We start from the raw sequence: 23,273 nt of genomic DNA on the forward strand, positions 1-23,273 counted from the left end.
TTCTCCAAGCAATCTTCTCCACATTGAACTCACCCGATAATCACTCTCTAAACACAAATCATACCCGTTTAATACTTTGGAACCCCGTAACGAAAGTCATAACGTAAAGGATCTCTTCTTACACCTCAAAATGGTTTTAAGCATCATAGTTTCGTATCAATAGTATATTTTACTATCTGTACCATCGAGAATCCAAAACGGAAGCTTCTGTTTATCGATCCCTTCATTCTTCCAAACCAAAACCGTGATAATCGTTCATCTATCGGTCGGGAGACGGGGTATAATCTTTTTAGTGAAGATTTTTTTGAACCATGCGTTTCCACAGTAACGATTCTATGGTTCGCCAATTTGTCAAATCCGGGAGGGGTTGATCCGTCTTGATAGGTTTTGTGTGTGATTCAGTAGTGGATCTTCCAGAAGAGCTGGCCAGGCGGGACGATGTTTTTGTGGTACCGGTCATGGTGATTTTGAATGGAAAGTCTTATCGTGAGGGTCAGGAAATCGAAAAGAAAGCAATACTACGGCATCTGGAAAGGAATTTTGCCCACACTTCTCTACCAAATCCTACAGATGTACTGGAATCTTACCGATCGATGGTTGAACGCGGCTACAACGAACTCCTAGTTATAAATCTCTCGGGTTCTTTAAGCGGTACACACAATCTCTTCGCCACTATGGCCGCTCAATTCATGAGCGAGAATCCGAACGTTCACATCGAGTGTATAGATTCACTTTCGCTCTCTGGTGGAGCCGCCATGCTTGTCTATCGGGCCTTTATGATGAAAGAGAGGGGCGATTCTCTGAAAGTGATCGCCTCCGATCTCAGAAAGCGCGCCGGTAAGGATAATATCGTTTTCTTTGTACTTCCCACCCTGAAATACTTGAAAGAAAGTGGAAGAATCGGTAAACTGGAAGCGGCTCTGGGACAAATACTTAACGTTAAACCCGTTGTCACCATCGACCGAAGTGGGGTTTTTTCCCAGGTAGGAAGAACCAGAGGAATGAAAAAAGCCGTTGAGAAAATGGTTGAAAGACTTAAATCGGCCGTTAATGGCAAAAAGATATTTTGCATCGCGCTATACCATTCCGGCAACGACAACGAAACCATGACGCTGGTCTCCTGGGTGAAAGAACAGATAAGCGGTCTTTCAAAGGTGCTTTTTGCGGGTGAGCTGTCGGCCGGAATTCTCGTGCACGGAGGAAGTGGAATTATCGGCATAGGCGCGTTGGTTGGGTAGAAGACAACCTCACTGCTGGAAACTCGCTTTTCCAAAAAGCACTTCCATCTCCGGGACCTCCATTCGTCCCATCGATCTGTGTATACCCAGAAAGACAGTTCCATCTTCGTATTTCGAAAAAGATCGCTATATCAAACAATCGAAAGATATTCCATCGAATCAAAAGAATAATGTCCTTCTTCTTTTCACATCGCTTCCAATAGCCAATAATTGACCTAAATGCTAGTTATAGGGATTTAGGTTATATGTAATTCAATTGTTATAATGGAATCGTTTCCAATATTACATCACGGTATAGGGTGAATTTGCTTGAGAAAACCAACTATTAGAGATGTTGCGAGGCTTTCAGGTGTTGGAATCGGTACCGTTTCTAGAGTATTGAATGGCGGTTCTGTTAAGCCTTCGACGAAAGAAAAAGTGACAAAGGCTATCGCCAAGCTTGGTTATCGACCCAGCTCAGTTGCCCGACGACTGGCAGGCGGGCGAACCAGGAGGGTGCTCTTTTTCATGCCTGAAGTGAGAACCGAGTTTCACTGGCGTGTGATGAAGGCATTCGACGACGCGATTGACGCGATGAACTACGAAATGGTTATATATCCGCTCTTCTCCGGTCGGAGACTGGAAAGGTTGCACAACGACACCACACTTCTCAGAGATTCCGATGGAGCAGTTTTCTGTACGATGAACATGGAGTTCCTTCTGAAGCGCAGGATCGATTTTGGGAAGAATATAGTGCTTCTGGAATCACAATCGGAGGATTTCGATTGTGTCTATCTGGACAATTTTCTCGGAGGAAAATACGCTGCCCAATTACTGCTCGATAACGGTGTAAAGGAGTTTTTCACCGTTACTTTTGAGGAGAGTAACAACGTACTGGCAACGGAGAACTTTGAAAAGAGGTTGCTAGGTTTTTCGAAAACGCTCGAAGCCGCCGGCTATAGATTCGGAAAGGATCATGCCGTATATACTTCCTTCTTCTTCGACACAGCCCACGAAAGGATAGCCGACATTCTTCTCAATTACGAAAGACCAGGCATATTTGCACTAGCCGACAACTTCGCGCTCGAAGTTCTTCAAACAGCTTCGGCCGTTAAGAAGACACCTGGAAAGGACTTCTTCCTGGTCGGTTACGACAACCAGAGCTGGACAGAAAGGGCCGGACTTACGACGATCCAGCAACCGATGGAGGAGATGGGACGAAAAGCGGCCGAACTCATTATTAATAGAATCGAAGAACCGGTTGGCTATATTCAACCGGTCAAGTTTCTGCCATACGTGGTGCGTAGAAAAACTGCCTGAACCAGCAAACGAAGTTGAGGAGGATTTATGGCCAGAAAAGATAGTAAGCTCACTCTTGCACAGAAAGAACAGAGAACCGCTTACAGGCTTCTGATACCGGCATTGGTAATTCTTGCGGCCGTGGCCTTCTATCCACTGTTCGAGGTCTTCTATACGAGTTTCACCAACAGGGTCTTTGCCTCCGGAACTGACGAAGCACCCGATTTCATAGGTATAGAAAACTACAAAAGCCTTCTGGGTTTGACGATTCAAGAGATGCCTCCGGTAATCGACACAGAAACAGGGCAACCCCAGACCGATGCTTCGGGCAAAGCAGTTTACGAAAGGGCCGTCAGGGTACTGCCCAGGACACCTGTGAGATACAGGGAATGGTTCCAGTTCTCCTTTTTCGGTAAACGCTACGTAGTCGGCGCGAGAGATCCGGAATTCATGAAAGCCATCTGGAACACACTGGTATTCACAGTCGTATCCGTATTCCTGGAAACAATCCTCGGCCTTGGCGTGGCGCTGGTTGTGAACAGCAACTTCAAGGGCAGGGGTGTGATGAGGGCAACTATGCTAGTTCCCTGGGCCGTGATAACAGTGGTTTCGGCAAGAATATGGGAGTGGATGTTACAGCCGACCAGAGCCGGTCTATTCAACATGGTCCTGAACAGACTTGGACTTGGTGATGGAAGCCTCTCCTTCCTCAGTTCACTTGCGCTTCAGATGCCAACGTTGATAGCGGTCGACGTCTGGAAGACGACGCCCTTTATGGCTCTTCTACTTCTAGCCGGACTCCAGTTGATACCCAGGGAGCTCTATGAGGCCGGAAGGGTTGACGGTGCCAGTAAGTTCAGGCAGTTCTTTTCTATCACGCTACCTCTTCTCAAACCGACTCTGGCCGTTGCGCTGATATTCAGAACACTCGACGCGTTGAGAGCCTTCGATGTTTTCCAGGTGTTAATGGGAAATAGAATGTATTCGATGGCCACCTACAATTACTACCAGCTCATCGGAAACAGAAATATGGGATTGGCTTCGGCGATAGGGGTGATCATCTTCATTTTCATAGCCGTCTTCGCGGTAATATATATGCGATTCATGGGAGTTGATAAGGAATGACTGGAAATAAGAGAACTCTCTGGATACTGGGAAAGACAGGTTTCTGGATACTCGTGATATTTATATTTTTCTATATGCTCTTCCCCTTCTATTGGGCGGTCAACTCCTCATTGAAATCGGAATCTCAGCTACAGATGACACCCGCAACCTTTCTTCCGGTTGACAGTCAGGGAAGATTCTCCCCCACGCTTCAGAACTACGTGGCCATCTTCAAGGATGGAACTTTCGTCCGGGCACTGTGGAACAGTACGATAGTGGCCGGACTCACAACACTACTGGCACTTGGTGTGGGCTCTTTCGCAGCTTATGCCATGGGTAAACTGAGATTCAAAGGGAAAAAGGCCACCCTGTACCTGATACTCTCCCTGACAATGTTTCCTCAGATAACTGTTCTGTCGGGACTTTACGCCGTCATCACAACGCTAAATCTCAGCACCCGGCTCAGCCTAATACTCTCATACATGATCTTCACCCTGCCCTTCACAACATGGGTGTTGACGGCCTTTTTCAAAGAGTTGCCTTCGGAGATAATGCAATCGGCATGGGTAGATGGAGCTACTCCCTTCCAGACATTTCGTATGATTTTATTGCCACTCACCGCCCCCGCGATGGTCACATCTGGACTACTGGCCTTCATTGCTGCCTGGAACGAATACATCTTCGCGCTAACCTTTACAACTATAGCACCCGGAGCGAGAACTATTCCGGTTGCTATCTCGCTCTTTACCGGAAGCGTCTCGAGACAGGTTCCCTTTGGTGAAATCATGGCCGGTGCTGTGGTTGTCACCGTTCCCATAGTTGTTCTCGTCTTCATCTTCCAGAGAAGGATAGTTCAGGGCCTCACGGCCGGGGCGGTGAAAGGTTGAAGATATTCCTTGTTTTCGAATCGCGCATGGTCTGATGGGAAGACAGGGGGGTGATCCCGGAAGATTCTAGAACGAAAGTGAAACACTGTATGTGAAACTAGAAAAGATCTTTAGAAACTATTTTTAAGGAGGTATTTTTATGAGAAAGTTACTGCTTACCCTAATGGTAGTGCTTGTAGCATTGGTGGCGTTTTCACAGATCGTTCTGACTGTGGCGGCCGGAGCGGTCGGACAGGAGCTCGAGCTCACAAAGCAGGCAGCTGAAGCTTATATGAGTATCCATCCCGATATCACGGTCAAGGTTCTTGACACCCCTGATATGGTCCAGGACAGACTTGGACTTTATCTGCAATTTCTCGAAGCGAAGAGCCCTGAGATCGATGTCTATCAGGTTGACGTAATATGGCCTGGCGATCTGGCACAACATTTCATCGACTTCTATGAATACAACGCTGATAAAGTAGTCTCGATGCACTTCCCGGCAATAGTTGAGAACAACACAGTCGATGGTAAACTCGTTGCAATTCCCTGGTTCACCGATGCTGGATTACTCTATTACAGAACCGACCTGCTCGAGAAGTACGGACTGAAACCACCCACCACCTGGGATGAACTTGAGAATGCCGCAAAGATCATTCAGGAAGGCGAAAGAAAAACCAACCCCGACTTCTGGGGCTTTGTCTGGCAGGGCAATGCTTACGAAGGACTAACATGTGATGCTCTCGAGTGGCTGGCATCCAACGACGCAGGTACTATTATCAGCCCCGACAAGAAGATAACAATAGCCAATGCCAACGCTATTGAGATACTCGAAAAAGTCGCCGGCTGGATCGGCACCATATCGCCATCAGGCGTTCTGACCTTCGCCGAGGAAGATGCAAGGGCAGTGTGGCAAACGGGAAACGCAGCTTTCATGAGGAACTGGCCCTATTGCTACAGTCTTAGCAAAGGCCCCGACAGTAATGTCGCCGGTAAGTTCGACGTTTCACCGCTTCCGGCTGGTAAGAGCGGGAATGGAGCTGCAACGCTTGGAGGTTGGCAACTTTCAGTCAGCAAGTACAGTAAAAATCCAAAAGAAGCGGCAGATCTAGCCTTATTCATGGCCGGTTACGAGATTCAGAAGCTCAGAGCCGTCGAGGGTTCGATGAACCCGACTATACAGGCTCTCTATGCAGACTATGAAGTTATAAAAGCCAATCCCTTCTTCGGATCACTCTTCGATGTCTTTATAAACGCAGTGGCGAGACCATCTACAGCGACGGCTCCCAGATACAACGAAGTATCCACCCTCTTCTTCAAGGCAGTTCACCGCATTCTCTCCGGAACATCAGACGCCCAGAACGTCCTTGAAGAGCTGGCGCTCGATCTACAAGACATAACCGGCTTTGAAATAGTCTGGGGATTCTGATACAATAGCGTTCGGGATACTGGCCCCGGAAGGGGCCAGTATGTTTGTTAGGAAGAATCTAAAGAGGTGAAGCGGTGAAAACAGTTAAGACAGTTAAAAAGAACCTTCAAGAATATGTATCGTTCAGCGAAAGCTCCGTTCTGGAAGATATAGAAAGACTTTCAGAACAACTCAGAGGAGCGCGGATACTGCACATAAACGCCACGGCTTTTGGTGGGGGGGTGGCCGAGCTTCTCCACACTTTGATTCCTCTCATGAATGATTGCGGTCTCGAGGTTGATTGGAAAGTGGTCGAAGCCCCGCCGGAATATTTCGATTTGACTAAACGTATGCACAACGCCTTGCAGGGAAAAGAAGATGTTCTTTCGCAGGAAGACCGCAGTCTATTTGAAAGTGTAGCCAAAGAGAACGCGCGCTTCATTGAGGCCAGTGAGTACGATATCGTAGTGATACACGATCCGCAGCCTGTTGGACTTCCTATCTTCGCGGATTTTGGTAATTCTAAACTCGTCTGGAGATGCCATATCGATACATCCTCTCCCAACCAGACCTTCTGGAAATATCTCAACTCGTTCCTTGCCTCGTACAACGCGGGGATCTTTACCTTGAAGAGTTACGCAAAAGAGGGGATAGCCATCGGAGAGATCTACGAAATAGCCCCCTCTATAGATCCACTCAGCAACAAAAACAGAGATCTTTCAGATGTTGAATTGACGAACGCAGTGAAGAAACTTGGTGTGGATATACGCAGACCCATCATCACGCAGGTCTCCAGGTTTGATCCCTGGAAAGACCCGATGGGAGTCGTGGATGTCTATAGAGGGTTAAAAAAGAGATTCGAAGGTCTCCAGTTACTCATGATAGGTTCCATGGCCTCCGATGATCCAGAAGGCTGGAAGATTTACGAAGATCTCCTCAGGTACACTGGTATGGACTACGATGTGAAAGTTCTGTCGAATTTCCAGGGAATCGGGGATATCGAGGTCAACGCTTCACAGAGACTAAGCGATGTTGTGATCCAAAAATCTCTCAGAGAGGGCTTTGCATTGACTATGAGCGAGGCGATGTGGAAGAGGACACCTGTTGTCGGCGGAAACGTTGGAGGTATTCCGCTGCAAGTACATCACGGTGTCAACGGTTACCTGGTAAACAGTATCGACGAGGCTATCGAATATACCGGGAAGATCCTCGAAAACCCCTTAATGGCCGAGGAAATGGGCAACAAAGGTTATGAGATAGTCCGGAGAGCTTTCCTAAGTACCCGACATCTCTACCAGTATTTGCAGCTCTTCTCGGATCTCATAGTATAGGTATATCCCCGATCTTCCAGTGTGGTCGATCGGGGACACTTTCTTACAATTTCTTTCTGACTTTGATCTTGGCCATGTTTTCATAGATAGGCAATCCATGAAGAAAGAGGTTCGGTGCCTCTCCCTGGATCAACGGAAGCGCGTACGATAAAAAACTGTCGCTCACATAGAAACCATCTTCGGAAATGAAGCTCTCCGGAAGAGACTTCGTTCCGTTAGCGACCTGCGAGAGATCGACGCATTCTAGCTCCTTGAGATAGGGTCTGTCGCAAGTCCGCTCTATGGAAACCATGAATCCGCTCTTTCCGCGCACCGCTTCCTTGACGGCGAAGGCTCCAACTTCTATAGCCTCCTGCCAGTCTATAAGGCTGGCTATATGCCTTGAAGATCTCTGGAGATAATCTGGAAGCGCAACATGAACTTTGCATTTCAAGCTTTCCCTCACCAGCCTCTCCAGATACTGGCCGATCTTGCCCAGCTGAACATTTCCGAAGGCGTCGTAGTAGCCGGCCGTGGACAAATAATTCCCGTCGCTCCCCTTGAGGGCCTCGGAAGCAACTATGGAGCAGTATCCATCGGTTTTGATAACCTCTTCGATTCTTCTAAGGAAGGTTTCCGGATTGAAGGCCACCTCCGGAAGTAAAATTATTTGCGGTCCCTGAAGTTGATCTATACCGGCCAGCGCGGCCGATGCCGCCAACCATCCTGCATGACGGCCCATCGACTCCATTATGAACACCTTCGTCGAATCGCTGTACATAGATTTCAGGTCTCTGGTGGCTTCACGTATCGAGATGGCCGTGAATTTGGCTGCCGAACCATAACCAGGGCAATGATCGGTGAGAAGCAAATCGTTGTCGACAGTCTTGGGTACACCGACAACTCTCAGTGGAAAGTTCATTTCTATAGCTTTTCTATGTATCTTGTAAGCCGTATCCATAGAATCGTTGCCGCCGTTGTAGAAGAAATAACCTATCGAGTGAGCATCGAAGACTTTGAAAAGCCTTTCGAAGTCTTCGTCCTTCTCCAGCTTTGTTCTGCAAGAACCAAAGACCGCACCGGGAGTGTATGGGATTCTTTCTATCTCACTCCGCTTTTCGTCGGTCAAGTCGAAGAGCTCTTCGTTCAGTATTCCCTTGATCCCGTTGACGCCCGCAAAGACCCTAGCGATATCACGACTCCCAAAAGCGGCAACGATTGTGCCGTAGGCCGAAGCGTTGATTACGGCCGTCACTCCCCCAGATTGTGCGTAAACAGCGTTCTTCATTTTTTCCACCCCCTGGATAGAATACCATCATACCACCCATTGACAGTCGGTTGCACAACAAAAAACAGACGCCACTGGTGGCGTCTGTTTCCATTCAAATGAAAGCGCCTTCAGTTACAGGCCCGTGTGATGATGGGAACGGTTTCAGAGGCGTTGCCCCAGATGGTGGTCACATTTTCCATAGAGTAGAGAGAGTTCTCCACACCTGAATAACCGGGCTTTTCGTCTAGATTGCATACGATTATGTGCCTGGACTTGTCAACTTCCAGTATGGGCATTCCGTATATCGGTGTATCCTCGGCCGTGTTGGCGGAAGGGTTGACCACATCACAGGCACCCACAACAATCGTCAGGTCGGTCTTCTCGAATTCCGGATTTATGGTCTCCATATCGTACAGTTTGTCATAGTCGATGCCCACCTCGGCCAGCAAAACGTTCATGTGGCCCGGCATTCTCCCGGCAACCGGGTGAATGCCGATCTTGACCTCTTTTCCCGATTGCTCGAGTTTGTCTATCAGTTCCTTGACCTTGTCCTGAGCCTGCGCCACTGCCATGCCGTAACCGGGAACTATTATCACTCTTTTGGCACTCTTTACAACAGACTCCAGTGCTTTTGACCCGGCCTTTCCCACTCTCTCTTCTTCGTCTGGAGTCTTCTCCAGCAACCTTGTTATGGTGGGAACGGTTTCGGAGGCATTACCCCAGATGGTGGTCACATTTTCCATAGAGTAGAGAGAGTTCTCCACACCTGAATAACCGGGCTTTTCGTCTAGATTGCATACGATTATGTGCCTGGACTTGTCAACTTCCAGTATGGGCATTCCGTATATCGGTGTATCCTCGGCCGTGTTGGCGGAAGGGTTGACCACATCACAGGCACCCACAACAATCGTCAGGTCGGTCTTCTCGAATTCCGGATTTATGGTCTCCATATCGTACAGTTTGTCATAGTCGATGCCCACCTCGGCCAGCAAAACGTTCATGTGGCCCGGCATTCTCCCGGCAACCGGGTGAATGCCGATCTTGACCTCTTTTCCCGATTGCTCGAGTTTGTCTATCAGTTCCTTGACCTTGTCCTGAGCCTGCGCCACCGCCATGCCGTAACCGGGAACTATTATCACTCTCCTGGCATTTCCCACCACCGCTGAGAGTCCAGTCTTATTTTCGGCGACTTTAGGTAGATCGATTGATGGAGACTGTGGCCGGACCGGGCTTTCCTGACGAGCCTGAGCCATGACAGTCGTTATTCCCGTGAGAACGGCCGAAAGACTTCTGTTCATGGCTTTGCACATTATTCTGGTGAGTATAAGACCGGAGACGCCGACAATCGCCCCGACACCAACCAGAAGAGGGTCTTCCACGGCGAAACCTGTGATCGAAGCCGCAATTCCCGAGAAGGAGTTAAGCAGGGAGATAACGACCGGCATATCGGCCCCGCCCACTCTCAGAGCCATTATCACTCCGTAGATACCCGATACGATAGCCAGCAAAACAAGCCAGAGGTTGAATACGCCGGTGAAAATTATACTAAAGAGAATTACTGCCGCTCCGGCGATCAGCAGTCCCTTCTGCGATTGGCCGTTTTTATCGACACGAACCGGTCTTCCAGATATCATTCCCTGGAGCTTCATCGCAGCCACAAGACTACCCGTGAAAGTCAGCATACCTACCGCCAAAGCCAAAGAGGCTGTCAGCCAGAGATACCAGACGGCATTTTCGGGGTACTGAACGCTTCCCGCGACGGCCACCAGAGCGGAGGCTGCACCTCCGAAACCGTTCAATACACCTACCATCTGAGGCATCTGTATCATCTTGACTATCTGTCCTAACCACACTCCGGCCGCGCCCCCGACTATCAACCATAGCCACAAAGAAGGATTTCCTATGCCGCCGTATGCGATTATCGTGTACAGTACTGCCACGGCCATGAAGATAGCGCCGATCCGGTTTCCAAGCAGGGCGGTTTTAGGAGATTGCATCAATCTTATCTGAACAATGAATCCGACTATTATGATCGCGGAAATAATTATGACGCTCATTCGCCCTTTCTCCTGCCGCTGGTGTTGAACATTTTCAGCATCCGGTCCGTCACCCAGAAACCTCCCACAACGTTTATCATGGCCATAAAAAGAGCTGTACCGCTCAAGAAACGCACAATCCCGGAATCAACAGTCGCGAAAACTGCGATGGCACCCAGAACCGTGATGCCAGAAAGTGCATTCATACCCGACATAAGGGGTGTATGCAACAGCGAAGGCACCGACGATATTATCCTGTATCCGAGGATTGCACAGGCGAGTAGAAAAATCAGCAAAGCAACGAGCATAGAAATCCTCCTTCCTGATACTTTACGACTATTCGTTTATAAGTCCCATCGACAGAAGCGTTCCGTGGTGAACAATTGAACCTCCACGAGTCACCAGAGTCTCACGAATTATCTGATCGTCCATATCGACATTGATCTTCGCATCTTTTACGAGATTATCGACGAAATACCAGATATTGCTCGAGAACATTCTGGTCGAATCTATGGAAAGTGTTGCCGGGATGTTCAATATTCCGATTGTCCATACGGAGTTGTAATCGTATTCCTCACCTTCGTGCGTAACCTCGCAGTTACCACCCTGATCGATCGCGATATCTACTATGACCGAACCTTTCTTCATAGTATCGACCATCTCTTTGGTAACCAGTGTGGGGGCGACCTCGCCGGGTATCAAGGCCGAGAGTATCAGGATATCGCATGTTGAAAGGTGTTTGGCGAGAATTTCGCGTTCCTTCACGTACCACTCTTTAGGCAACCTCTTTGCATAGCCACCTTTGCCAATGGCGAGTTCTTGAGGAACATCGAATGGGATTACTTCGACACCCAGAGATTTGGCCTGAGCTGCCGCTTCTGGTCTTATATCGAGAGCCTTGACCTTTGCTCCAAGCCTCTTGGCCGTTGCGATAGCCTGAAGACCGGCAACTCCTACACCGACGACGATCACTTCGGAGGGCGGTATCATACCGGCCGATGTCGGCATCATGGGTATGAACTTCTTGATGCGGTTGGCACCGAAGATCACGGATTTGTAGCCTGCGATGGTGCTCATAGAAGTGAGCGCATCCATAGACTGAGCCTTCGAAATTCTCGGTATGCTGTCCAGAGTGAAACTCGTGATACCTCTTTCTGCAAGAATCTTGATAGACTTGTGGTTGACATCATGAGCCGGATGAAGGAAAGCCACAATCGTTCCGCCTTCTTTTACCAGTTCGGCTTCATGCTTCCCCAGATCATTATTGAACTGCGGTTCCTTGACCTTGAGAATGAGATTGGCCCTCGAATAGACCTCTTGTGCGCTGGATACTACCTCGGCTCCGACAGCGGCGTAATCTTCGTCAAAAAAGAAGGCACCTTCTCCAGCGTGGCTCTCGATCAGAAACTTCGCACCATTATCCACGAATTTCTTGGCAACATCCGGGGTGACCGCGACACGCTTTTCGCGGGCCAGAATCTCCTTTGGAACACCGATCGTTAGTCCTGAAAACTTCATTCAAAATTCCTCCTCAGCAGTGATTGATAAAACACAGCCTCATTATACAATAGAGTCTTTAGGGGCGTAAACAGCTGAATTCCATCCTTGGAACTCGATTAACGCTTCCTATGGCTTTATAGATGCTTACCCTTCGAGATTACAAACCAGGAAGAAGTTATAGTATGTTTTCCATTTGCGCAATCGCATTTTTTGATCGATATCTCATTTCAATCCTCAATTACCTGACCGTAATTGTGAATGTGGTAGTCGTTTCGCCGCCCTTCAGGTCGCTGGCCTTCAACATGACCGTACTTGTGCCGAGTCCCTCGGGAGTGAAGGAGTAAATGCTTCCGGTCAACAAACCCGGCCCGTAAACCAGTTCGTACCTGAGATAATCTCCATCCGGGTCGCTGCTGAACTCCCTGAGATCCAGCCTCAATGTTCTGGTGGACATCGTTGTCTGATCAGGTATCGTGAATAGTGGTGCCCTGTTAGTGTCCGCTACTAGAAGATCGAAAGTAGATGAAACCTGACCCCCTTTGCCGTCTGAAGCCCTTATCACCACTGTATAGAAACCATAGTCGTCGTAGTCTGGCTCCACAATGTAATTGTTGTTCTCTATCCTTCCAATTCCCTGCACTATAGAGTAGGTAAGAGCGTCGCCGTCTGGATCCGAAGAAACCTTCGAGAGATCGACTACATACGTTGAACCTTCCGGAACGGTTATACCTGAGAGTTCCAGCAACGGTGGTCTGTTGACATCCCTGACTTCTACGGCAAAGGAGCCAGTTGTGTTACCTCCCTTTCCATCGTCGACCCTGATAACCACCGAGTAGTTTCCGGCCGAGTTGAAGTCCGTCCTAAGCGTATAGACGCTACCCTGAACAGTTCCCGGCCCCGATACAAGGGTGTAGCTCAACCTGTCGTTGTCTGGATCTGAAGAACTGGCCGCAAGGTCGATCGTCAGGACTTCTCCTTCGGCGATTCTTCTAGGAGTTATCGAGATAACGGGAGGTCTATTGGAAGCCTGAACATTGACTGTTACAGTTCTGTCAACAGTTCCTCCCTTACCATCGGAAGCCCTGATGGTAGTTGAGAAGAGGCCTGTGGTCTGCGATTGGAAAGTGAAAAAACCATTTTGAATGTTTCCCGGTCCACTCAGGATCTGGTACGACAGCGGATCGCCATCGGGGTCGCTGAAATAGTTGTTGAGATTGAGTGAAAAAGTCTGGCCCTGTACTACGGAGTTCTGGGGAATATCGACGGCGATTGGCGACCTGTTCTGAGCTATCACATCAATTTTGAAGCTGGATCGCACTGTGGTCTTTCCGTCGGAGACTTCAAGCTCTACCACCTTCTGACCGCTATCGTTGGGGGGACTCGAATATGAGTACAGTGTTCGCTCCAGCGTTCCCGGTCCCGATACTTTCCTTATCGTAATCGCATCGTTGTCTTTGTCGATGACAAAGCCCTTCAGATCTATCGCAAGAGTTCCACCCTGGTTCATCCTCTGGTCTGGAACAGATACCACCGGCGGATTGTTGGTGGCTATCGGTGTCTGTACCTGCGTATCCGTTCCGGTTGCAGCTGTCCCCTGCGCTGTGGTATCGGTGGCACGCTGCGATTGTTGATCAATGGAAGCGATGAAATCCCTATCGGAGAGTTTGAGTACCGATGTTGCAATTCCTCCCCTTCCGTCGGACACCCTTATACTGACAGTTTCTTCTCTGGAATTTGAAAAAGACGGTTTATAGGTATAACTGCTGCCAATTATCTGACCGCCACCCATTTCTATCGAGTAAATCAAAGTATCTAGGTCTGGATCTTTCGCATAATCATCCAGGTTTATGGAAACCATCTCGCCTTTTCCTAAAGTTAGCGACGGCAAGGCAAAGGTCGGCTGACGGTTAACTTCCCTGACTTCGATGATGAAAGTTTCTTCTGCGATTTGATCGCTCTGGTCACTGGCTGTGATGCTCACCGAATGCTTACCAGATTGCTGAAAGGTTGGAGAAAACGTGTATAGATTACCTTTTATCTCGCCGGGTCCGGAGATCTTCTGGAAGACGAGCAAACTCTTTTTCTCATCACTCGAATAATCGTGCAAATCGATGGTCAGGACGGCTCCCTCATCGATTATCAGATCGGGAATGTTCAACACCGGTGGCTTGTTAAGCATATCTGGCAGTAGCCTGATCGCGAAAACCACCATCACTACTACCATCAAAAGAGCCCAGAAGAACCATTTTCTCATACCGCACAACCTCCATAGAAGAGAAAACTGTACAATAGCATTATAATCTTCTCCGATATCTTGCCAAAGAGAAGTCTCTATTATTATGACACCAAACTGACCGTAGATTGTTCGCCTGGCTAGACCAACTAGTTCTGGCAGTTATGACCAGTAGTTCATTTACTAACATCTATCGAGTCCAAGGCTGTTTTTTTTCAAGGCCTTCGAACTGGCCATGCATTTATTTTGATATAATAATTTTAACCTTTTATCTGGCATATTGTGCACCGCTTGTGCTAGAATCAACTTGATAGAAAAATCACAATCTTTTACGTTCAATATATCTGTTGAAGATTTTCTAAGGAGGTGCTATAGGTGCCCGTTACTATCACCATCAACGGCAAGGATTACCAAGTAAAGGAAAATCAGAGTATTCTTGAAGCCTGCCGTGACGCCGGGATTAACATCCCAACGCTTTGTTACCACCCGTCCCTATCTGTCGTAGGTTCGTGCAGAGTCTGTGTTGTTGAAGTTGAGGGAGCGAGGAATCTTTCACCGGCCTGCGCAACACAGGTGTCGGATGGAATGAAAATCAAGACAAGTTCTGAGAGAGTGAACAAAGCTGTAAGGTTCAATCTTGGTCTTCTTCTTTCCAATCACCCGAACGAGTGTATGACATGTGATGTCAACGGCAGATGTGAATTTCAGGACCTAATATACCAATACGATGTGAAGGATATATTCCCCAAGACTTTGAGGAATGTTCCTTACGACATTTCCAGTCCATCACTCTTCAGGGATATGAACAAGTGTATAGATTGTGGAAGATGCGTCAGGGCTTGCGATGAGCTTCAGGGGTTGTCGATACTATCGCCAGTCAACAGGGGCTACCACGTGCTTCCACTCCCGGCTCTAGGAGCACCTATCGCCGCTACGGATTGTATTAATTGTGGACAGTGTTCCGTTGCCTGCCCTGTCGGTGCGATAACCGAAAGAATGGAATTCAGAGATGTCATCACCGCTCTTCGCAAACACGACAAGGTTCTAGTTGCCCAGACGGCCCCGTCTGTACGTGTGGCACTTTCCGAAGAGTTTGGTGAGCTACCCGGATCGATAAGCACCGACAAAATGGTCGCAGCGCTGAGAAGACTGGGTTTTGATTATGTCTTCGATACCAATTTTACGGCCGACCTCACTATAATTGAAGAGGGTTCGGAACTCCTGGAAAGGGTGAAAGAGGGCGGTAAGTTCCCAATGTTCACCTCCTGTTGCCCTGGTTGGGTCAACATGATGGAGAAGCTCTATCCCGAATTCACCCAGAATCTTTCATCGGCCAAGTCTCCACAGGAAATGATGAGCGCCCTTATCAAGACATATTTTGCTGAGAAGATCGGCAAGAAACCCGAAGATATCTATCTGGTCTCGATAATGCCCTGTACCGCAAAGAAGGATGAAAAGAGCAGAGAAACTCTTTCGGTAAAGGGTATGCAGGCAACCGACGCCGTTATTGTAACCAGAGAGCTGGCCAAGTTGATCAAGATGTACAAGATACCCTACGAATCGCTCGAAGAGGAACCATACGATGCACCTCTGGGAATCTCCACAGGAGCCGCCGCCATCTTCGGAGCAACCGGAGGAGTCATGGAAGCGGCCCTGAGAACTGCTTATGAACTATACACCGGCGAGGAGCTTCCAAAACTCGACTTCGAATTTGCCAGAGGTTTTGATGGAGTCAAAGAGACTGAGATCGATATGAAGGGTACCAAAGTGAAAGTCGCCGTGGTTCACGGTGGAAGTAACGTTGTTCAGCTGATGGAAAAAATACGCTCGGGAGAGAAGTTCTACCACTTCGTAGAAGTCATGGCCTGTCCCGGCGGTTGTATAGGCGGGGGCGGTCAGCCGAAATCCAGTAAGCCCGGTTATCTTCAGAAGAGAATGGAGGCGATCTACAACATCGATAGAGACTCGAAGATCCGAAAGTCTCACGAGAACCCTGCCATAACCAAGATATACGAAGATTATCTCGGCAAACCTCTCGGTCACCTCTCTCACGAACTTCTCCACACTCACTATAAGAACAACCAGAAGAGCGTAATAGAGAGAAAGAAGGAATTGGAAGAAGTATCTAAGGGTTGAAAGATCTGCCAGATATAATGAGGGGAGCCGGTGAGGCTCCCCTTTTTACTGGCCGTTTTCTCTTTCGAAAACTGTCACTGCTAGAGCATAGGGAGTCTTCAAGAGGCATTTCAGGTCGAGATAGAAAGATCTTCTCGCTACGTAGTAAAGGTCGTAGGCCGTCTTGATTCTGTATTCCTCGACTGTTACAGTGTATTTGTAGTTGATTTGCGCCCAGCCAGTCAACCCCGGTCTCACCAGCAATCTGAGAGAGTAGCCGGGTATATTGTCGCTTCCCAGCTTGTGAAAGGACGGTAGTTCCGGTCTGGGACCAACAAGGCTCATATCACCCTTGATTATGTTTACTATCTGGGGTAGTTCATCGAGCCGAAGCGGTCTCAATACGCGCCCCAGAACGGTTATTTCATTGCGACCGTCTCTGGTGCCGTAAGTCCTGAATTTGTACATCTTGAAAAGTGAACCGTTCTTTCCGACGCGATCCTGACTGATGAAAACCTGCCGGCCGCCGGTAATTAGCGAGATCAGGGTAATGAGGATTAAAAGGGGTGAAAAGATAATAAAGAAAAGGCCTCCGACTAAAACATCTAGAAGCCTTTTTAATCTGTCATAAGCCCGAATCTCTTCCAGTGAAAGACCTTCTATTTCCATCAATTGCGACTCATCAAAGTTGAAACGGCCGAACCTGAACAACACCGCGTGTCTGAAGAAAACCGTTGAGGTCGCCGGCATAACCGAGAGAATCGACAACCGGCGGATCAGTAGAAGCAAGAGAAGAAAGAGACAAATCAATGCGGCGGAACCGAGGGTGGAAGACCTCTGTCTTCTTTTATCAGACAGGACCATTCCCTCATAACCGCGCATCGAGAAACTTATAAAGAGGCTCAAACCCAGTCCTGTAAAAAATTCCAAAGGTCCGAGCCAAAAGAACGCCAGTGCACAAAAAAGGTCTATAAAATAATAGAGGCTCATCTTTAGTATTCTCTCACTTTTCTGGCATTATTTGAATCCACATTTTCACAGAATATTGAAAAAACCCCGGTAATATAGAGTAATATGGATGATGGGGAGGAATCGATGAAAAAGCTATATCTGAGTGATCTTCATATTGGCGACGGTACACTCAAAGACGATTTCAAGTTTGACGAAGACCTCATCGAGCTCATTGAGAGTTCAAATAAAAAGGGTTTCAACGAAATAGTCATAGTTGGAGACGGACTGGAGCTTCTGACCTCGGAAAAAGTAAAGGAGAAGGGTATGGTCTCCTACAAAGAGCTCCTGGACAGTCTAGACGTCTCGTTGATCGACAGGATAGAGGAACGACACAGAGATGTCTTCAAAGTTTTCAGGGAGTTCAGCAAGACCGGAGATCTTATTTACATAGTCGGAAATCACGACTCTTTTCTCCTGTTCAAAGAGGAACTCTGCGATAGAGTGCGACAAATCCTCGGTGGAAACGACAAGGTGAAGATCGTGCCGTACTATCTCGACAGACAGTTCAAAACGCTTGCCATTCACGGAAATCAGTACGATATCGTCAACCGCTTCTTCCTAAACAGGAAAACCGGTCAGTTGGAGCAACCGTTCGGTGATTTCATGGCACGCTTCATGATGGAGAATTTCGATCACCTGCTCATGAGGGCCGAACTGCCGGAGCAGTCAGTCAGGGACTACCAGAACATACACCCGACGCTTGATGTTTTCCAGTGGTTCGATTATATAAGAAGAACATTCGATATAAACGTCGATCTTCAGGAAGAGTGGTCTAAAAACTTCGTGAAACTTCTAAAAACACCCTTCGCAAAAGTCTGGATAGACAGAAACTGGCCGGTATTGAAGATCCTGGCAGGACTTTTCATTAACCGTTACGGTGGCATGAAACTGGGCGATTTCATGGTAAGAATGGTCATGGCAACACGCAAATTCAGAAAGACCGACAACCTGTACAGGCAGGCCCGTAGAATGTTGGGCGCGGAAGGTATGAAGGGATTCAGAAAAGCCATGAACAACGACTACTTCGCCGCATACGGTAATGGCTCTCCAGCGATAGTTCCAGGTGAACTGAAAGGTGTAATAATGGGTCATAATCATCGACATGTGCTTCGCATGGTATCTAACAACGGAGAGGAAAAATTCTATGCCAACACCGGGACGTGGAAGCCGGTCGTTGAATTGATAGATGACAACCCGGGCAACGGTTTTGCCAGAAGAGTCGAATTGGGGTATATTACCATAGAAATGATCGGGGACGAATTTCTGGTGCAGTCCAAACATATAAAGAAACTGAGCACGGTTCGCCTTGTGGAGAAGACAGCCAGAAGCGGAACTTTTTTTGATGTGTAAAATCATGTTGGAAGGTTTTTCCAATGAGTTCAACGGTCCGGGTATCTGAGGAGGGATTCAGTGGTGTATCTCAGGGGCTCATCTATAGTGCCGATCATAATTACCATTCTGTTTGTCGTAGTGGCTGCCGTCGTGGCGGTATTTTTTCTGTGGCCAGCTCCCGAACCTAGAATATTGATCACGAATGTTTCACCAATTCCTAGAAACGGGGAAAGGGTTCTGGCAGAGCAGTTCATAGAATTGAAATGGGAAGCCGTTTACGAGAGGCCCAGGCAGGGTTTGATGGCTGAAGTGTTCGCCGGAGAGGACCGTAACGGCCTCGTTAAGCTTGCCCAGGATATAGAGGGTACTCTAACTTCACAGTCCGAAGGAATCTTTTCCTTCGTTTTCCGCTATCCGGTAGAACCGCACTCCCAGTACTGGTGGAAGGTCCGTGTTTACAACCAGAAGGGAAAATCGGCCGAGAGCGAAGTATGGACCTTCGTCCTAATGAACCATTATCCGGAAAAACCGGTGCTGATTCCACCCAGTCAGAATTCTGCCAACGTGGCCTTGAGGGATCTAGTTCTCAAGTGGGAGGCCTCCGATCTCGATAACGACGAGCTGATCTACGATGTTTACTTCGGGCGAGAACCAAGGCTGGACGATAGAGATCTTCTTTTAAAAGGAACTAGAGATACAGAGATAGATATTTCCACCCTCAAAAAACTCGATTACTCAACCAGGTACTACTGGAAAGTCGTCGCGAAGGATCCTTACAGTGGCGAGTCTGTGTCCAAGACCGACTCTTTCACGACCCAGATACGCGCAGAACTTCCGGCCCTATCGCCCGGTATGCCAGTAAACGGCATGACGGGTTTTGACGCCGATATAGCGACGCTCTCCTGGAAGACCTCTCTCCCTCTCGATTACTACCCGGACGGGCTCTTCTTCGATATATATATTGCCGAAGGACAGTCCAGGGCCTCGCTGGCAGGCACCTCCAACAAGACAGAGATAGTTGTTCCTTCAATCAAAGGTCATACATCCTACAGCTGGTATGTAGTTGTAAGAGACGCATCTGGAAAGGAAAAGAGAAGCGACCAGTGGACGTTCACCACTGCCAACAGGCCACCGGTGATCGATATTCAGTACCCCGATTTAACCACATCATCTACCAGTGTTCCCGTGAGCTGGACGGCCATTGACAGAGATGGTGACGAAATAACCAGCGAAGTTTTCTTCGGAGAAGTCAACGAAACACCTGTGAGGATCGCGTCGGGAAAGATGACCTCCGTCTTCCTCTCAGGTCTTAACATCGGAAAACAGTACACGCTCAAGGTAGTTTCGAAAGATGGACGGGGCGCACAGGCAGAGAAGGAGATACTTCTTACTCCCGGCAACCGTGCCCCTTCCGTAGTACTTTCCAGACCCGAGACCGAAGGTCTGGTTGAGCCTACGGCAGTGACCTTCGAATGGTCGGGTAGCGACAGCGACGGCGACAGACTCAAGTACCAATTGCACATCAATTCGCTTGGACAGAGACAGGTATTCGAAAACATCGAAGTTGAAAGGTTTACCGTCAGAGATCTCCAGGAGGAGAGGGAGTATAGATGGTACGTTATAGCGAGCGACGACAAGGGAGCATTCGCCAGAAGCTCCGAAAGAGTCTTTACGACTGGCAAGAAATCCCTCGAAGTCGTTACCCTGCTCTTGCCGGAACAGGAAGCTTTGGAGTTGCCACTCAGAAACGCCGAGTTCACCTGGAAGATAGATCAGGAGCCGGAAAACGCCCAGTACCGATTCACACTTTCGAGAGACCCGAAAATGGAAGAGATAGTGATCCAGAGAACAGTGAAGGAGAAGGCACTGAAAGTCAATCAGGAGTTCCAGAGCAATTCGCGGTATTACTGGAGTGTCGATCTACTGATCGGCGAAGAAGTTAGAACGGGTGAAGTTAGAACCTTCAAGACTTTCAACAACCCGCCAGAGGTTCCGACCGCGAGGTCGCCTGTGAACGGTGCCACCGACGTTTCAACCGAAAGGCTCGCTCTTGTCTGGGATGCCAGCGATAGTGACGGTGTTGTAGCCAGTTCGATCGTTCACTTTAAAATAAGTGGCGGTGAAGAGAAGGTTCTGAACACCAGCTCGAACTCGGTGGTGGTGGATGGACTGTTATCTGGCCGCGAATACAGATGGTGGGTAGAAATCATCGACGACGGCGGAAAGAAAAACAAAGGGCCGGAGTGGACCTTTACGACCGGCAATCAATCCCCCACCGTAGCCTTCACCTTACCGTCTGGCACACTCCTGGAAGGCGTAGCCGCTCCTTTACAATTCACCTGGGAGCTCGACGATCCCGAGGGAGAAAGTCTCTCCGTATCTGTCTTCTTGAGCGAAACAGGCAAAGAGAGCGCAACCCCCGTGGCGAGTGGAAACAATCTGCTCTCTTACAGAGTTGAGCGGATCGAGGAAGGTAGGGATTATACCCTGACTGTTGTAGCCACCGACCCCGGAGGCAAAGAGGGAAGGGCCTCGATCGCTTTCAAAGGCAGATACTCGCCGATCACATATATCTATCCCACAAGCGGTGGCCTTTACTCTGGCGAGAGAAACTTCGAATGGTCGCACGTAGGCGCCGGTGAAGGTTACATATTTAGGTTGTACGACGAAGGGTTCAATCCACTGGTTAGGGCCAGAACGACGGAGGCCAATTACAGACCGGAAATAACTTTTGAAACAGGGAAGCAATACTATTGGGCCGTATCCGTTATCGATGGAGATCGTGAATATGCCGGTTCGCCAATTGGATTCGTTAATGGTTCGGGTAACAGCGTAACACTGCTGACTCCACAGAACAACGCGATAGCAGATTCTTCAGGAGTCACGCTAAGCTGGGAGGTTCAGGGCCCACAGAACAATATCTCGCGTACCGAACTATTCTTCGGAGAGGCCGGCAACCTCTCCCCCATAATCATCGGTCCTAACTCTAGATCCTATACCACCGGAAGACTCGGTGGAGGAAAGTTGTACGAGTGGTACGTACAGCTCACAGACGTGAGTGGAAATACTTCCAGAAGCGAGATAAGAAGGTTCGAAGTTCCGTCAGAAATTACAAACAACCCGCCGCTTATAGCTCTCACGTCACCGCAAGAGGGTGCAGTAGTCGATCAGAGTTCCGTCGAATTGAGATGGTCGGCCAGCGACGAAGATGGCGACCGTTTAAGTTTCTCTCTGTACTTTGGGAAAAACAACGATATGCTCCTTGTAAGCGAGAGTATAACCTCTAATTCCTTCACGGTGACCAACCTTGAGCCGGGCAACAGCTATGGCTGGTATATCAGAGTGAGCGACGGCAGGATAACGCTCGATTCTCCTCTGAGGCGTTTCACAACGACCCAGAGAGCCGTGACTATCGACACTCCGTCTCCATCGAACGGGAGTGAAGGGATAGGCATTAAACCGGTCCTCTCCTGGCGAACGCAGGGAACGACCGGTGGTGAGTTCAGGATCTATCTCGGTACTTCGAGATCGTTCCTGCCGATGGTCGGAACCTCGGCCTCCAGCTCCTTCGCTTACACGGGCGAGCTGGAGATGGAAACCACTTACTTCTGGAGGGTTGAACTTTGGGAGGGTGGAAATCTGGTCTCCTCATCGCCGCTCTGGCAGTTCTCCACCGAGAGCAGGCCTGTTCAGGTTTCCGATTCCACTACGGTGGCTGTGTACGTTAACGGTACGTTGAATGTTATCTCTATGGATAATACATCCGGTACAGTTAGCGTGATCAGGAACCCCTACCAGTACCAGGGAAAGGTTTCCCCGGTCACCAACGGCGATCTGATCTATATGGTTGATGACACCGGAAGACTCGTGACACTGAGGGTCAGCGGAACCACCATCGAGACGGTTTCGAGTCTGAACACGGGAACCAGTCCCGAGACACTCGTACTGGCCGGCGGTTATCTCTGGCTGCTGGATACCAAGAGCGCCGCGGTGGTTCTCAGAATCTCGCTCGACAACAGAGGGATACCGATCAGGAGCGAAAGCGTCTTCAGAGACTGGACAACGCCGGTCGATATGTTTGTCAGCGAGGATCTTTCAAGGATCTATCTCGCCGATGCGCTTTCCGGGATAAAGGTGCTCGAGAGGAGTGGCTCTTCGTACGGGGATGTCTCCTCGAGGTTCACAGTCTCTCTCAACGGTTACGCCAGATCTGTCGTGGCCGTTCAGGACCTGGTCTTCTCTGGAGAGGCTGGTATAGACGGCGGACTTAAAATGATAGACCTTTCCCGGTCTGTCAGGAGCAATTTAGGGAAATACTACATAGTCTTGAAGCTCTTTGTATCGAACAACATTATCTATGCCATAACGGACAAAGGGGTCTCGATAATAGACATTTCCAGTCCGTCCCAACCTGTGATTTTGAGGGATATAGAGATTTCGCAGGTCGAGGAGATAAGGATTTCGGGAAGACTTCTCGCCGTAAGGGCGGGAAACAGACTGCTAATATACGACGTTCTATCGGCAGGTAACCCAGTGCTTCTGAATGAATACAATTGAGTGCGCTACTACAAG

Annotated in this window: 15 protein-coding genes; 9 read left to right on the forward strand and 6 right to left on the reverse strand. The window is 48.8% G+C overall.

What is annotated here, in order from left to right:
- Nucleotides 1–377 precede the first annotated feature (377 nt).
- The 6 genes from PKX57_RS03180 to PKX57_RS03205 all read left to right on the forward strand — a co-directional run bounded on the left by PKX57_RS03180 (nucleotide 378) and on the right by PKX57_RS03205 (nucleotide 7,225).
- Nucleotides 378–1,238, forward strand: a complete 861-nt coding sequence (locus PKX57_RS03180; RefSeq protein WP_472415987.1) for a DegV family protein — start codon at nucleotides 378–380, stop codon at nucleotides 1,236–1,238.
- Nucleotides 1,239–1,547: 309 nt separating this feature from the next.
- A complete protein-coding gene (locus PKX57_RS03185) occupies nucleotides 1,548–2,537 on the forward strand; it encodes a LacI family DNA-binding transcriptional regulator (protein ID WP_472415988.1) in 990 nt (329 codons plus the stop codon).
- A gap of 27 nt (nucleotides 2,538–2,564) precedes the next feature.
- On the forward strand, nucleotides 2,565–3,641 hold the full coding sequence (locus PKX57_RS03190; protein WP_472415990.1) for a carbohydrate ABC transporter permease: 1,077 nt from the start codon (nucleotides 2,565–2,567) through the stop codon (nucleotides 3,639–3,641).
- On the forward strand, nucleotides 3,638–4,507 hold the full coding sequence (locus tag PKX57_RS03195; protein ID WP_214075124.1) for an ABC transporter permease subunit: 870 nt from the start codon (nucleotides 3,638–3,640) through the stop codon (nucleotides 4,505–4,507). The genes PKX57_RS03190 and PKX57_RS03195 overlap by 4 nt, the downstream gene beginning before the upstream one ends.
- Before the next feature lie 139 nt (nucleotides 4,508–4,646).
- Nucleotides 4,647–5,915: an extracellular solute-binding protein gene (locus tag PKX57_RS03200; protein ID WP_213922070.1), complete on the forward strand. Its 1,269-nt coding sequence runs from the start codon at nucleotides 4,647–4,649 to the stop codon at nucleotides 5,913–5,915.
- Nucleotides 5,916–5,989: 74 nt separating this feature from the next.
- Nucleotides 5,990–7,225, forward strand: coding sequence for a glycosyltransferase (locus tag PKX57_RS03205; RefSeq protein WP_213922069.1), 1,236 nt, complete (start codon nucleotides 5,990–5,992; stop codon nucleotides 7,223–7,225).
- A 43-nt stretch (nucleotides 7,226–7,268) separates the two neighbouring features.
- On the opposite strand, the gene PKX57_RS03210 is transcribed toward PKX57_RS03205, so the two are convergent.
- The 5 genes from PKX57_RS03210 to PKX57_RS03230 form a co-directional block, all read right to left on the reverse strand.
- On the reverse strand, nucleotides 7,269–8,492 hold the full coding sequence (locus tag PKX57_RS03210; RefSeq protein WP_213922068.1) for a diphosphate--fructose-6-phosphate 1-phosphotransferase: 1,224 nt from the start codon (nucleotides 8,490–8,492) through the stop codon (nucleotides 7,269–7,271).
- A 110-nt stretch (nucleotides 8,493–8,602) separates the two neighbouring features.
- Entirely contained in the window at nucleotides 8,603–10,531 is a 1,929-nt protein-coding gene (locus PKX57_RS03215) for an NAD(P)(+) transhydrogenase (Re/Si-specific) subunit beta (RefSeq protein ID WP_472415992.1), read from the reverse strand.
- A complete protein-coding gene (locus tag PKX57_RS03220) occupies nucleotides 10,528–10,818 on the reverse strand; it encodes a proton-translocating transhydrogenase family protein (RefSeq protein ID WP_213922695.1) in 291 nt (96 codons plus the stop codon). The genes PKX57_RS03215 and PKX57_RS03220 overlap by 4 nt, the downstream gene beginning before the upstream one ends.
- A 28-nt stretch (nucleotides 10,819–10,846) precedes the next feature.
- On the reverse strand, nucleotides 10,847–12,028 hold the full coding sequence (locus tag PKX57_RS03225) for an NAD(P) transhydrogenase subunit alpha (protein ID WP_213922696.1): 1,182 nt from the start codon (nucleotides 12,026–12,028) through the stop codon (nucleotides 10,847–10,849).
- Nucleotides 12,029–12,248: 220 nt separating this feature from the next.
- Complete coding sequence (locus PKX57_RS03230) at nucleotides 12,249–14,264, reverse strand: Ig-like domain-containing protein (protein ID WP_213922697.1); 2,016 nt, start codon at nucleotides 14,262–14,264, stop codon at nucleotides 12,249–12,251.
- A gap of 354 nt (nucleotides 14,265–14,618) precedes the next feature.
- On the opposite strand from PKX57_RS03230, the gene PKX57_RS03235 reads away from it, so the two are divergent.
- Nucleotides 14,619–16,379 carry an NADH-dependent [FeFe] hydrogenase, group A6 gene (locus PKX57_RS03235; protein WP_472415994.1) on the forward strand — a complete coding sequence of 587 codons (1,761 nt, stop codon included), beginning with the start codon at nucleotides 14,619–14,621 and terminating at the stop codon, nucleotides 16,377–16,379.
- Between the two features lie 45 nt (nucleotides 16,380–16,424).
- Here the strand turns inward: PKX57_RS03235 and PKX57_RS03240 are convergent, their stop codons facing one another.
- Entirely contained in the window at nucleotides 16,425–17,168 is a 744-nt protein-coding gene (locus tag PKX57_RS03240; protein WP_472415091.1) for a sugar transferase, read from the reverse strand.
- A gap of 285 nt (nucleotides 17,169–17,453) precedes the next feature.
- Here PKX57_RS03240 and PKX57_RS03245 point away from each other — a divergent pair, with 285 nt between their 5' ends.
- Nucleotides 17,454–18,719: a hypothetical protein gene (locus PKX57_RS03245; protein ID WP_213922700.1), complete on the forward strand. Its 1,266-nt coding sequence runs from the start codon at nucleotides 17,454–17,456 to the stop codon at nucleotides 18,717–18,719.
- Between the two features lie 60 nt (nucleotides 18,720–18,779).
- The gene (locus tag PKX57_RS03250) at nucleotides 18,780–23,258 is read left to right on the forward strand and encodes a fibronectin type III domain-containing protein (RefSeq protein WP_472415996.1); all 4,479 of its coding nucleotides are present in this window, start codon (nucleotides 18,780–18,782) and stop codon (nucleotides 23,256–23,258) included.
- The last annotated feature ends 15 nt before the right edge of the window (nucleotides 23,259–23,273 follow it).

Origin of the sequence: Mesotoga sp. (assembly GCF_035363035.1) — a bacterium.
GTDB lineage: Bacteria > Thermotogota > Thermotogae > Petrotogales > Kosmotogaceae > Mesotoga.

What these genes read in the sequence shown, in the direction of transcription:
- PKX57_RS03190 (WP_472415990.1), top strand. Translation starts at nt 2,565, where the DNA reads ATGGCCAGAAAAGATAGTAAGCTCACTCTTGCACAGAAAGAACAGAGA.
- PKX57_RS03195 (WP_214075124.1), top strand. Translation starts at nt 3,638, where the DNA reads ATGACTGGAAATAAGAGAACTCTCTGGATACTGGGAAAGACAGGTTTC.
- PKX57_RS03200 (WP_213922070.1), top strand. Translation starts at nt 4,647, where the DNA reads ATGAGAAAGTTACTGCTTACCCTAATGGTAGTGCTTGTAGCATTGGTG.
- PKX57_RS03210 (WP_213922068.1), bottom strand. Translation starts at nt 8,492, where the DNA reads ATGAAGAACGCTGTTTACGCACAATCTGGGGGAGTGACGGCCGTAATC.
- PKX57_RS03215 (WP_472415992.1), bottom strand. Translation starts at nt 10,531, where the DNA reads ATGAGCGTCATAATTATTTCCGCGATCATAATAGTCGGATTCATTGTT.
- PKX57_RS03220 (WP_213922695.1), bottom strand. Translation starts at nt 10,818, where the DNA reads ATGCTCGTTGCTTTGCTGATTTTTCTACTCGCCTGTGCAATCCTCGGA.
- PKX57_RS03225 (WP_213922696.1), bottom strand. Translation starts at nt 12,028, where the DNA reads ATGAAGTTTTCAGGACTAACGATCGGTGTTCCAAAGGAGATTCTGGCC.
- PKX57_RS03230 (WP_213922697.1), bottom strand. Translation starts at nt 14,264, where the DNA reads ATGAGAAAATGGTTCTTCTGGGCTCTTTTGATGGTAGTAGTGATGGTG.
- PKX57_RS03245 (WP_213922700.1), top strand. Translation starts at nt 17,454, where the DNA reads ATGAAAAAGCTATATCTGAGTGATCTTCATATTGGCGACGGTACACTC.